The sequence below is a fragment of the Clostridioides sp. ES-W-0018-02 genome (genome assembly GCF_020658175.1).
GTDB lineage: Bacteria > Bacillota > Clostridia > Peptostreptococcales > Peptostreptococcaceae > Clostridioides.
This window is the reverse complement of sequence record NZ_JACVVY010000003.1, coordinates 374608-387894: the sequence shown is the minus strand read 5'-3', so window position 1 is coordinate 387894 and position 13287 is coordinate 374608. Positions and strand designations below refer to the sequence as shown.

General features: G+C 27.9%; 12 protein-coding genes. 5 read left to right on the top strand and 7 right to left on the bottom strand.

The annotated features are described in order from the left end of the window. Positions 1–47: 47 nt before the first annotated feature. The 3 genes from IC219_RS10465 (at position 48) to IC219_RS10455 (ending at position 1940) form a co-directional block, all read left to right on the top strand. Positions 48–719: a GntR family transcriptional regulator gene (locus tag IC219_RS10465; RefSeq protein WP_227434419.1), complete on the top strand. Its 672-nt coding sequence runs from the start codon at positions 48–50 to the stop codon at positions 717–719. A gap of 100 nt (positions 720–819) precedes the next feature. Next, positions 820–1368: an L-2-amino-thiazoline-4-carboxylic acid hydrolase gene (locus IC219_RS10460; RefSeq protein WP_227434418.1), complete on the top strand. Its 549-nt coding sequence runs from the start codon at positions 820–822 to the stop codon at positions 1366–1368. A gap of 263 nt (positions 1369–1631) precedes the next feature. After that, a complete protein-coding gene (locus tag IC219_RS10455) occupies positions 1632–1940 on the top strand; it encodes a hypothetical protein (RefSeq protein ID WP_227434417.1) in 309 nt (102 codons plus the stop codon). Positions 1941–2084: 144 nt separating this feature from the next. On the opposite strand, the gene IC219_RS10450 is transcribed toward IC219_RS10455, so the two are convergent. From IC219_RS10450 to IC219_RS10440, 3 genes are all read right to left on the bottom strand, one after another. Next, positions 2085–3875, bottom strand: a complete 1791-nt coding sequence (locus IC219_RS10450) for an ABC transporter ATP-binding protein (protein ID WP_227853323.1) — start codon at positions 3873–3875, stop codon at positions 2085–2087. Next, positions 3875–5602 carry an ABC transporter ATP-binding protein gene (locus IC219_RS10445; protein WP_227434415.1) on the bottom strand — a complete coding sequence of 576 codons (1728 nt, stop codon included), beginning with the start codon at positions 5600–5602 and terminating at the stop codon, positions 3875–3877. The genes IC219_RS10450 and IC219_RS10445 overlap by 1 nt, the downstream gene beginning before the upstream one ends. 247 nt (positions 5603–5849) lie before the next feature. After that, positions 5850–6386, bottom strand: a complete 537-nt coding sequence (locus tag IC219_RS10440; RefSeq protein WP_227830852.1) for a dihydrofolate reductase family protein — start codon at positions 6384–6386, stop codon at positions 5850–5852. A gap of 340 nt (positions 6387–6726) precedes the next feature. Between IC219_RS10440 and IC219_RS10435 the strand changes: the two genes are divergently transcribed. Next, positions 6727–7839, top strand: a complete 1113-nt coding sequence (locus IC219_RS10435) for an alanine racemase (RefSeq protein ID WP_227830853.1) — start codon at positions 6727–6729, stop codon at positions 7837–7839. 231 nt (positions 7840–8070) lie between these two features. Here IC219_RS10435 and IC219_RS10430 read toward each other — a convergent pair whose 3' ends face one another. From IC219_RS10430 to IC219_RS10420, 3 genes are read right to left on the bottom strand one after another with little or no spacing between them, the layout of a single operon-like run. After that, on the bottom strand, positions 8071–8580 hold the full coding sequence (locus IC219_RS10430; protein WP_227482092.1) for a YjiG family protein: 510 nt from the start codon (positions 8578–8580) through the stop codon (positions 8071–8073). Between the two features lies 1 nt (position 8581). After that, positions 8582–9229: a nucleoside recognition domain-containing protein gene (locus tag IC219_RS10425; protein ID WP_227434411.1), complete on the bottom strand. Its 648-nt coding sequence runs from the start codon at positions 9227–9229 to the stop codon at positions 8582–8584. 14 nt (positions 9230–9243) lie between these two features. After that, entirely contained in the window at positions 9244–10416 is a 1173-nt protein-coding gene (locus IC219_RS10420; RefSeq protein ID WP_227824315.1) for a M20 family metallopeptidase, read from the bottom strand. Positions 10417–10679: 263 nt separating this feature from the next. Here IC219_RS10420 and IC219_RS10415 point away from each other — a divergent pair, with 263 nt between their 5' ends. Further along, on the top strand, positions 10680–12041 hold the full coding sequence (locus IC219_RS10415; protein WP_227434409.1) for a hypothetical protein: 1362 nt from the start codon (positions 10680–10682) through the stop codon (positions 12039–12041). Between the two features lie 292 nt (positions 12042–12333). On the opposite strand, the gene IC219_RS10410 is transcribed toward IC219_RS10415, so the two are convergent. Then, the gene (locus IC219_RS10410; protein ID WP_227830854.1) at positions 12334–13191 is read right to left on the bottom strand and encodes a MerR family transcriptional regulator; all 858 of its coding nucleotides are present in this window, start codon (positions 13189–13191) and stop codon (positions 12334–12336) included. Positions 13192–13287 lie beyond the last annotated feature (96 nt).

Sequence of the window (13287 nt, the reverse complement as noted above, 5' to 3'; positions counted from 1 at the left end):
CATTATATAAGTTTTTGTATTTTTACATTGTTTAGGAGGGGTAAAATATGGCTACATTTAAAAGATTACAAGAACAAGCATATGACTATTTAAAAGAATTAATACTATCTGGTGAAATAATAGAAAATGAAATATATTCTGAAACAAAGCTTGCAAGTGAAATAGGAATCTCAAGAACTCCTATAAGAGATGCTCTTCAAAGACTCAGTCAAGATGGTTTTATAGATATCATTCCAAGTAAGGGTTTCAAAATTCATCAAATCACAGCCAATGAAATTGTAGAGATATTTCAAATACGTTCTGCAATAGAAGGATTTTGTACTTTTTTGATTACGAGCCAATACAAAGAGCCTAGAGCAATTCAAACTATAGATAAATTAAAGTATCTTTTAGATAAACAAAAAGAGATTGTATCAAGTGACAAGAATTTAAACACATTTGCAGAATATGATACTTTATTTCACACAACAATCGTCTCATATGCTCAAAATACTGAATTTGATAAGATGTTCAACAGCTATATGTACAGAATAAAAAAATTAGCTCTTGATTCATTATCACATGAGGGAAGACTAGAAACAACATTAAAAGAGCATACAGATATTTTTAATAATATATCTAATGGATGTACTGAAGATATTTACAAAACAACACTTATTCATATGGAGACTCCTAAATACATCAATTTAGAAGATTTTTGTAATAATAAATTATTTTAATAATCTATTTACATTTACTAAAATGTTATTTATCTCAAATCAATTTCTTATTTATAAAAAATACTCTATAATTATAATGTAACTACTATTATTTTAAGGAGTGATTTTTTTGAACAAAGATACTGTAACTAATGAAACTATTGACAAAGATTATGCTATTGAAGAAGTTCGTATGGCTTGTAAACATTTTGGTGATTTATATTTTTATTTTACCAAAGTATTAGTTGAGGAATTTGGAAATGAAAAAACTGCTGAAATATTAAAAAAAGTTTTGTTTGAAAGATCAGAAGAAAGAGCTATTTCTATGAGAGAAAGAGCCAATGAAAATGGAGATGAATTGATTGCTGACAATATTGCTAGTATAACTGATGTTCCATTTTTAGGTTGGGTTCCTGAATTTGAAGAGTTACACTGTCCTTATGGAGCTTCCTGGCTTTCACGCTTTGAAGAAAATCCTTGGTTTAAGCAGTTTGCATCCCTTTATTGTGATGTTACTGATACCACTGTTGCTGAGGTATTTACAGGAGATACATCACATAAAATAACAAAAAATATTCTATGGGGTGATAAAGTTTGTGAGAGAATATATTTTCATGATGATAATATATCTCAAGGTAAATATACTTACGGAACTAGAAACTGCAAGTAAATAATTTAATTTTTCTATATTTTTATACTATATTTTGTACTTTTTCATATAAATATTATAACTAGTCTTTTATTTTACTTTTGTTTAACTTAAAGATAATTTACTTTTAACTTCTATGAATTAACATATAAGTAATAAAAAATTTATCTTTATAAAATTATAGCCTTTAGGTCTATAATTTACATAATATTTATACTCTTTATAAAATTTTTTAGAAGCTTCTATTGTTATACTATAAAACTATCTTGAGAAAGGCTGATTAAATGTTTAATAAAATATATGAAAAAAAAGAATTTATAGTTTTTCAAGTTAAAAAAGGTTATGTAGTTTATAATACTAGAAAGAATTTTGAAGAAGGTCATACACACTTAAAACATTTTGAAGCAGCAAAGACAGCTATTGACTTAGCTATAAACAAAAAAATTCCTCGAAGTAAAGACGGATATTATCTAACTAGTTTAATTCGCATAAGTGATGATTGTTATTACATTGATAAGTTAAGTGAGTTATTATATGTCAGAGAACAAAAAGGTAAAAAAGAAAAATACTGCAATTCTAGCTATCAGATATAACAAGATTAATTGTCAAATATAAATATTTTTAAGCTTAAATATAAAGAGTATCAGTAAGTTTATTAAAAAATAACTTTGCTGATACTCTTTTCAATTCTAACATTATCAATTTAAATTTTAGCTATTATTCATGCAGATATTTTACTATTCAGATTCTGTATCTGCAAATTGGCTATTATAAAGCTTCTCATAAAATCCGCCTTTTTCCATTAGTTCATCATGATTACCTTGCTCTATAATACTTCCATTATTCATAACCAAAATCAAATCAGCATTACGAATTGTAGAAAGTCTATGTGCTATAACAAAACTAGTTCTACCATTCATAAGATTTCTCATTGCCTTTTGAAGCATCAATTCTAATCTAGTATCAACAGAGCTAGTAGCCTCATCTAATATCAATATTGAAGGGTCTGATATAAAAGCTCTAGCTATAGTTAAAAGTTGTTTTTCTCCCAACGATATATTAGATGCTTCTTCATTTAAAAACATATTGTAGCCATCTGGAAGTGTAGTTATAAAGTGATGTACATTTGCTACTTTCGCTGCTTGTATAATTTCTTCCTTAGTAGCTCCAAATCTACCATATTCTATATTTTCAAAAATAGTACCATTAAATAGCCATGTATCTTGAAGTACCATTCCAAACATTGAACGTAAATCTTCACGTCTCATATTTCTGATATCTACTCCATCTACTTTAATAGCTCCTCCCTTTACATCATAAAACCTCATCAATAAGTTTATTAATGTTGTTTTACCTGCTCCAGTAGGACCAACAATAGCTACCATTTGACCACTTTTTATTTCTACATTTAAATCTTCTATTAAAGTCTCACTTTCTCCATATCCAAAATTCACATGTTCAAATGTAACATTTCCTTGTACATTTTCTATCTTAACTGGATTTTCAACATCAGGAGTTTCCTCTTCTTCATCCAAAATTTCAAATACACGCTCTATTGCTGCAAAAGAAGATTGTATTACAGTTGATAATTGTGTCATCTGTGAAAGAGGCTGATTTATTTGCCATATGTAACGTACAAATGCTTGTAAATTTCCAACTGTTATCCCTCCACTCACTGCATATATAGAACCAACTACTGCTACTGCTACAATTCCAAAATAAGTTACTAATGAAACCATTGGATTCATCATACTTGATATAAATTGTGCCTTAAATCCATTTTCACAAAGTTCTTGATTTACTTTTTTAAATTCTTCTATAGAGTCTTCTTCTTTACCATATAATTTTATTTCATTAAATCCAGTATACATCTCTTGTACTTTTCCATTTAATTTTCCAAGAGCATTTTGTTGTAATGAAAATCGCTTTTGTGATTTTTTTACTATAAACTTAGATACAAAATAACTAATTGGAATTATAAAAAGAGCTATAAATGCCATATATACATTAATTGTAAACATCATAGAAATTGCCAAAATTATTACTAAAATTGAGTTAATAATTTGCATAAAACTCTGTTGTAAGGCATTTGATATTGTATCTACATCATTTGATATACGGCTTAGTACATCTCCAAAACTATTGCTGTCAAAGTAACTAATAGGCAGTTTTCTTATCTTATTTTCTACTTCATTTCTTAAGTCTCTCATCGTATTTTGAATAGCATTTGTAAGTAAAAAACTTGAAGCATACGTAAAAATTGCATTAGCAACATATATACATGCTAAGAGTGCCAAAATTTTTACTACATAGTTAAAATTCACAGATGCTCCTGGTATTCCTTTTGCTATACGAATTACATCTTTAGTTAATTGTGTTATTATTAATCCCTCTGTTTTAGGAGCAATTGCATTCATAGTAGCTGCTAAAATTATACATATAATAGCTATAATAAATGAAAATTTATATTGCTTTACAAATGGAAGAAGTCTACCAATTGTTTTTTTAAAACCTTTAGACTTTTTCATTATTCCAATTCCTCCTTTTTCAACTGAGATGTTGCAATTTCATAGTATATTTCACAATTTTTCAATAATTCCTTATGAGTTCCCATTCCAACAACTTGTCCTTCATTTAGTACTACAATTTTATCAGCATCAATAATTGAGCTGATTCTCTGTGCAACAATCAATACAATTGCATCTTTTGTTTCTTTTTTTAGCTTAGAACGAAGTATTGCATCAGTCTTAAAATCTAATGCAGAGAAGCTATCATCAAATATATATATTTCAGGTTTTCTTATAATAGCTCTGGCAATAGAAAGTCTTTGCTTTTGACCTCCAGATACATTAGCTCCACCTTCACTAATTAATTCATCAAATTTTCTAGGTTTTTTTGATATAAACTCATATGCCTGTGCAACTTTGGCTGAATGTTCTAATTCTGATGTTCCTGCTTTATTTTTACCAAATCTAATATTATTTGCTATACTACCAGTAAAAAGCAATGCCTTCTGAGGTATAAACCCTATCTTTTTTCTTAAAGCCTTTAAGTCATATTCCCTTATATCTACTCCATTTATCTTAATACTACCTTCTGTTACATCATAAAATCTAGGTATCAAGTTAATTAAGGTACTTTTTCCACTACCAGTACTACCTATAAAGGCAACTGTTTCACCAGTCTTTGCAGTAAACGAAATATCTTTAAGCACAGAAGCTTCTCCATCTGGATACGTAAATGTTACATTGTCAAATTCTATAAGTCCTTTATTTTCAGTATCTTTTACTCCATTTTTAGGATTTTTTATAAGTGGTTCTTCTTCTAAAATTTCTTTTATTCTATTTGCTGAAACTTCTGCTCTTGGATACATGATAAATACCATTGAAAAAAGCATAATTGAAAACATAGCATGGAAAAGATATTCCAAAAACGCAACCAATTGTCCAACTTGAATTTCTCCAATATTTATTTTTTCACTTGAAATCCAAAACACAGCCAAAACAGCTATATTTAATAATAAAAAGAATGCGGGTTGAGTAATTGACATAAGCTTAAACAATTTTTTAGAAACATTAGCATAATATGTATTTGTTTCTTCAAATCTTTTTGTCTCATAGTCATCATTCCCAAATGCTCTGATTACTCTTATTCCCGTTAAATTTTCTCTTGATATAAGGTTTAGTTTATCCAGTCCTTTTTGTTGTTTAGACGATATTGATTGAGAAATTTTTGCTATTACTGCTACTCCAATAATTATAAAAGGAACTGATATAGCTAATACCAAAGAAAGCTCTACACTTGTTCTAATTGTCATGATTATACTTATAATAAACATGACTGGAGTTAATAAAGCTGTTCTAAGAAGTATATTTACAAATTGTTGAATTTGAAATGCATCATTTGTAGTTCTTGTAATCATTGAAGAAATCCCAAATTTATTGTATTCAGTGTGTGAAAATTCTTGAGATTTTTTAAATATATCATTTCTTATATCTCTAGTTACTCCTGTTGATATTTTTGCAGAACAATAACCCAATAATACACTACCTACAACTCCTATAATAGAAATAACAACTATTACTATTCCCATTTGTTTTATGTAAGTTGTGTTTTGATTTGCAATACCATTATCAATTATTTTAGCTATTATTGTTGGTATACCTAATTCAACTAATGCAAAACTAAATATAGCCAGTATATTTAATGCTATTAATAACTTATAATTTTTTAAATAATTTAAAATTAATTTCATATTCTACTCCTTTCTTAATTTTTGAGACAGTGTAATTATTATGTAGTAATGCCAAGCTTATGAATACTTGCTTTTATAAAAAAAGGAGAAAAGAGTTAGTGCACTCTCTTCTCCAGCATATTCTTTTTAATACACCCTCCGATAAGTCGCTTATATGTTACCATATTTGACAAGTAATGTCAATCCATATATAATTTAAGTTTTTAAATACTTTATTTTATAAAATGATAACAAGCCAGCACATACTTTATACTTGTTTTTTACTATATTCTAATTTTACAAGTTGTTCTATATTACTAACCTTTTTAAGATTTAAGTTTGTTCTCTGTATTCCAGCTTTAAATAATGGAATTCCTCTACCTAATATTATTGGCAATACATATACAAAATAATCATCAATTAGATTATCTTTTGTAAATAATTCTACTATTTCACTTCCTCCAATTATCCAGATATCTTTCCCATTTTTCTCTGCTCTAATTTGCTCAATTAGTTTTTTAGGTTCCAAATTGGTATACTTTACATTTTCATTAACTCCACTAGTAGTCTTTGAATACACATAACATTCTTTCCCTTTATAAAACCATTCATTTGGGCTTAGTTCATTTATTATTTGTGTATATGTTGAATTTCCCATAATAACTGTATCAATTGTATCATAAAAAGTATTATAGTCTTCTTGTTGAGAATCTGAAGCTACTTCATCTAAAAAAACTACACTACCATCTTCTTCTGCTATATAACCATCTAAACTCATTGCAATATAAAGTACCACTTTTCTCATATTTGCTACCTCCAAAATTTATAATATAAGTTTTTTATGCTAAAATAAAATTTTTACTTATTTAAAATACCCTATTAAATAAAACTCAAACAGTTTTAAGTAAAACCACAAAAATAAAACATTATTATATATACAGTTTAATAGTTACATAATTTGATAACCAATAAATATATTGAAAATTCTAATTAATCTAAATAAATATTGCTCTAACCTCATACTGGTTCTATAATATAATTAGAAGATATTTATATTATAAAATTAATCTTATCATAATATTTATTAATATCGTAAAATTAAGACCTGTGATTGATTTTATTTTTATTGAAAGGTGGTAAACAATATGAAAATTTCAGAAATTGCTACACCAAGCTTTTTACTAGATTTAGACCAGTTAGAAGAAAATATAAATACAATACAAGAAATTTGTACAAAGAATAACAAACAGCTTTGGCCTATGCTTAAAACTCATAAAAGTACATATATTGCAAAACTTCAAAAAGATACAGGTGCTACTGGATTTCTTGTTGGAACTCTTGATGAAGCTGAAGCTTTGATAAATGCTGGCTTTAAAGATATTATGTTGGCTTACCCTTACATGGGAGATGCAAATATAAATAGGGTAGTAACCATGGCTTCAAAAATAAATTTAATATGTGCTACAGATAATATAGAATGTGCAAGAGCTTACAGCAAGGCTTTTTCTCTAGCTAAAATTGAATGTAAACTACTTCTTATTGTAGATTGCGGATTACACCGTTTTGGTGTTAAACCAGAAAAAGTAGTAGAACTTGCTATTGAAATTTCAAAACTAGAAAGTATAAAGATTGTTGGAATGAGCTCACATCCAGGTCAAGTATACGGTTGCAGTTCTCCAGAAGGTGTACCAGATGTTTGTGTTCAAGAAAATTCTGCTATGGAAAAGGCATCTAAATTATTAACTGATAATGGATTTAATATAGATATTGTAGCTTCTGGAAGCACTCCAACAGTTGAAACTGAAGCCACTTCTAAAACTATCACTGCTGTAAGACCTGGAAACTATGTATATTATGATGCTATACAAATAGCTTTAGGATGTGCTACTGAAAAGATGTGTGCTCTTACTGTCGTATGTACTGTAATATCAAAAAATAGTGATGGATATTATTTAGTTGATTGTGGAAGTAAATGCCTTGGACTAGATAAGGGTGCTCATGGAAATAGTAGTATTGTTGGCTATGGTATAGTTTGTGGACATCCAGAACTTATTATTGATTCACTTTCAGAAGAAGTTGGTAAAATTAAAGTAAATGGAAAAACTAATATAAAAATAGGTGATAGGATAAGAATCATACCTAACCACTCTTGTTCTACTGCAAACTTAACAAGTAATTTACTAGGCTTTAGAGGAGATACAATAGAAAAAGTCATTGAAGTAGATATACGAGAAAATTCAAAACATATTGTACTTTAAAAATAAAATCATAATAAATTTATATTGATATTAACTAAAAATGAATTTAATTTATTGTTGATTTAAAGATATTAAAACAAAACATAGAAAGTTTAAAAAGAAAAAACTCTAAAAAACATAGAAAATCTAAAAGAAGTTTACTGCTATACTAGTAAACTTCTTTTTTAACTAACATATCATTTTTTAATTAGTACATCATCATGACATTATTATGTTAGTTTTATTTAATTTTTACATTAATCCCATAAAAGTAAGTAAAACTCTAACTATCAACATACCTACCACTGCATCAAATATAGGAACTGCTAATAGTAACATTCTATACTTAGTGCTAGTATTAGCTACAAGAACTATTCTAGCGTAATGACCAACTAGAGTACCCATTAACATACATGGCATAATCAAAATAGTTGCTTGTGATGCTGTAATTATACCTTGTGCAAATAAATTTGCGGCTGTAGCTGCTCCTGCTGCCTTAGCAAAGAAAGCCGCTATCAAAACTACGACTGATTCTCCAGGTAGTCCAAAAATCCCCATTACTGGACCAAAAACATTTCCTAAAATATCAACTAGACCAGTCAATTGTAGAAATTGTACTATTACATACCCCATTATCATGGCTGGCAATATTTGTTCAACACCTATGTAAAAACCTTTTTTTGCGCCTCCCATAAATGTTTCAACAACAGTTTTTTTTGGTTTACTATTTACAATTGTACTTCCAGTATTTTGTTGACTCATATTACGCAGCCTCCTTATTTTTATTCTTTTTATTTTTTATATTTATAATTAGTCTAACTAGATTGGCACCAAGTATCTTACAGAATATCTCTATAAGTATTATTGGACCTAATGCCAATAATGCTATTGGCAAAAGTGGAGCTTGAGTATTTATTGTATTTAATATAACTGCTGAACCAGCATACTGATAAGCTACAAATATAGTTCTTTCATCATCCGTTATTTCTCCGCTTTCACATAATTCTTTTGTCATTATTGAGGCTACATCTGAACTAGTAAATGAAGATACAAATGCTATACCCGCTATTCCAGGTATCCCAAGTAAAGGTTTAAGTAATGGATTAAATATTTTTGATGCAGCTTTCATCCCTCCCATAGATTCAACTACATCAATAAGTCCTACAGCAAAACACACAGTTGGTATTAAAGTAAGTGCAAATAAAAAACCATCCTTTGCACCAGTTCCACCCTTTCCCATAAAGTCTACGCCATCTGAAATAGTACCAAATGAGCCAGTTAAGTTAGCAAAGTCTAAAGCTTTTAGAAATCCTTGACTCTCCTTAAAAATACCAGAAAATAGTATTATCAATACAAATAAAGACATATATCCTTTCCATGTTACCTTATTATCTCCAGCTGTTGTATCCATATAAAATCCCCCTTTTATATATCAAATTTATCTAAATTTAAAACAATTGTAGAAATCAATTTTACCCTTTCAAACATAGAATCTACTAATGCATATTCTCTTGAGGTATGATTCCATTCTCCTTTTACTCCAAAAGAACATATCGCAGGAACGTTTGCAATAGTTAAATAGCTAGCATCTGAACTTCCTCCAAGTCTCTTAGAATTTATTTCACCAAACCCATTTTCTTTTGATACTGTATTTACAAATTTGTGAAACTTCATAACATCCTCTGTAGTTTCAAATGGCATCATTTCACTTACAAAATCAACATGTGTAGAGGTTCCTTCTATGTAAGTATCTTCACATATTTCTTGAATTCTTTTTTTAACATTCTCCATTTCTTCTACTTTTTCAAATCTAAGGTCTACTTCTATACTACAATCTTCAGGAATAGAATTTGATACTCTTCCTCCTTTAATTATACTTACACTTGCTGTAGTCCCAACTTCAAGATTAGTCAATTTTTGTATTTGTAATATCTTATTAGCCATTTCTTCTATTGCATTTCTTCCACCTTCAAAATCATTTCCTGCATGTGTTTCTACACCTTTTACATTTATATTACACCCGATTCTTCCTTTTCTACCTACACATAAGCTATTATCTACCAACCCAGTTTCCATATTAAATGCACATAGACCACCTTTTGCTTCTTTTAATATAATGTCTCCTCCGTTTGAATCCTTATGTCCTATCTCTTCATCACCTGAAAAGACTATTTTTATTGGTCTATCTTTGTATCCTATCTTATTTAAAGCCTTGATAACGTATAAAGAAATTACTATTCCACCTTTCATATCTAACACACCTGGCCCATATGCTTTTCCTTCCATTATTTTAAATGGATTTTCTCCAAATGTACCTATTTCAAAGACAGTATCCATATGCCCTGAAAAAATTATTGGTTTCTTATTTCTGTTAGAACCAAGTGTACCTATTAATGTACTGCCATTATTTCCAGCATCTATTAAATCACAATCTAATCCTTCTTTTTCAAACTCACATTTTAATCTATCAGCCAATTTATTTACACTCTCTTTACAGTTTGTATAGCTTTCAATATTAACAATCTCTTTCCACAGTGAAATGATTTCTTCTCTATTCTCGTCAACAAATTTAGAAATCTCCTTTAAATATGTAATCATAATAATCTCCTTTATTTTTGAATAAAATTTTTTTCCTAAAAGCTGAGTTTATACTTTAGGAAATTTTAAAAGACTAGTCCTTAATTACAAAATAACACAATTATTTTCATCAGTCAACATTTTTTCAGTATATTTTTTATTTTCTGATTTTTCTTTTAATTTTTACTTTGTAAAATAAATTGACGCTTTTTATCTACTATTATAAAATGAGGTTATAAATTGATAATTAGTTACAATACTTTCGAAATTTTAAAGGAGGTTTTATGAAATATAAGATTGGCTTTTTAACAACATCTTATTTTATGGCAGATAACTTTAAACAAGCTCTCGAAGAATTAAAAGATATTTGCGAAATTACATACATTGAACTAAAAGGTGAAAATCCTTTTAGTAATTTGCCAAATATATATAATGAACAAGTAGATAATTTTGATGGATTTGTTTGTAGTGGTCTAATTCCATATAGTGAGCTTATAATAAATATAGAGGATATAAAGGTCCCATTAAGTTTCTTAAAGCTTGATGAAAGAGATTTTTATAAATACTTATTTAAACTATTAAATAGTAAAAGAGAGATTGATTTTACAAAATCATTTATTGATTTTTTAAGAGAAGATAATAACTATTATGACATCTATTCATTGATAGATTCTAAAAACTGTCCATATACAATTAGAGATTTCAATATTCCTCAACCTGTATATGACTTTAAAAAATTAAATGATAAATTATTGGAGATACACTTAGATTTATTAAAAAATAATAAGATTAACCTTTCTATTACTAGAAATTATATAATTAATTGTGAATTAAATAGACTTGGATATGATTGTATTTATATGGTGCCATCTACTGAATCAATCTTAAACACATTTAAATCTGTAATAAACGAAATAACATTAAAAAATTTAGATAAAAATAAATCTGCAACTTGTATAGTCACAATAAATAGCTCAGAGTATATAAATGATGACCTAATATTTAAAAATGATGAGATACAAAATCAAATATACAATACTATCTTAAATTCTTTATCAAGAAATGGGTTCTATGGAGTTCAAGTCAAAAAAAATGACATGAAAATAGAAATACATACTACTAAAGAAATGCTAAATAATATGACTAAGGATTATACAGAATTTTTTATTTCAGAAGACTTAAAAGAAATCAAGTATAGCTTAAATATTGGTTGGGGAATTGGCAACACAAATATTCATGCAGAACAGAACGCTCGTCAGGCAAATAGTAAATCAGCTTCTCTAGGTGGAAATTGTACGTTTATAGTAAATGACACTAATAATATAATAGGACCTTTATATTCAAATAAAAATTCTAATGACCTGGAAGAAAGTTCAATAGCTAATAAAGTTGCTTCTTTCATTCCTTTATCTAATGTAAATGTATCTAAAATTATGAGTATGATTAATGATAGAAATTCAAATAATGTATCAGCAGAAATATTATCAGACTATATGAATATAACTCTTAGAAGTGCAAATAGAATCCTAAGTATCTTATATAAGGCTGGTATTGCAACTATTGTAAACACAAAACTGGATAATCAAAGAGGTAGACCACGAAAAATATACAAAGTTGATTTCTTAGCTTTTTTAGATAATATGTAGAGAGATAACATGTAGAGAGATAACATGTAGAGATTGAAGTCTGAATTATTAGCTTTTCCAATAAAAATAATAATTTTCCACTGATTTTCAATAAGCAAAGTTTTTAAATATGAATATACAAAATGCCAGAATCCTCATAAACACTATATTTTTATCAACTCTGGCATTCTTTTTTATTTCGCTATCAAAATTTAAACAAATGATGCTAAAGTAAGCTTTTGCTTTTATCTTACTTCATCAACATGGAAAATGTACCTTAGCACGTACCCTAAATTCTTTATGGAAAGTAAGTTCACTCCTTACTCATTTTTTGAGAGTTGCTTGTTTTTTGGTATATTTTATTCCATCCTACTAGTAATAAAATCATAAATACACAGGTATCTACAAAAAGAATAACTGTAACGTTCTTGACAATATTGTAGACAAAAAATATTGAGAATACTTCTACGGATAAAGCTACAAAACATAAAAAGTTCGTCAAATAATCTGCAATAGTATCACTATAGAAAACTCGTATTTGTAACCATCTACATGTAAATGGACGTAAAATAAATCTGAATACAACACAAATAATTGGATAAGCATAAATAAATTTTTTATCTACACTATTGGCTACACCATTATTCCATTGCACAGGAATTTGAGTTGGCAGTTTTGGAAATGCTATGATTGCAATCAGTAAACAAGCAATGGTTATAATTCCCCATGTAATATTTCCTCCCCACATATATAAGAAACTTACAGAGTCCAGTTTTAAAGTATGTTTATTTTCATTCCAATATTCTGGTATCTCAGTTATATATTCTTCTACTTTTAAATTTAGATAACTTAGTTCATCAAATTTGAGCATTTCTTCACACATAGTTTTTGCATTTTCCAAATCAGATATTTGAGTTTTGAGAACTTGTTCTTGTTTTTCAACAACCTCATATAAAGATATTTGCTGAAGTATAATATTACGAATATCATCAATAGAAATCCCTAATGTACGTAAATATGCAATTTTTTTGATGTCCTCTATATTTTCATCTGAATACTCTCTATAACCATTACTCTCATTGCGAATGGGCTGAATTAGCATTTCTTTCTCATAAAATCGAATATTAGAACGTGTTAGTCCAGTTTTTTCTTCAACTTCTTTAATTGTCATTTTTAAACACCACCTTTCGATTTATTGAATTACCTAATATCTTTCTTTTTTATTACTCTAAGTCTTCTTTAATGTTTTATTTCATTATTTGATTCG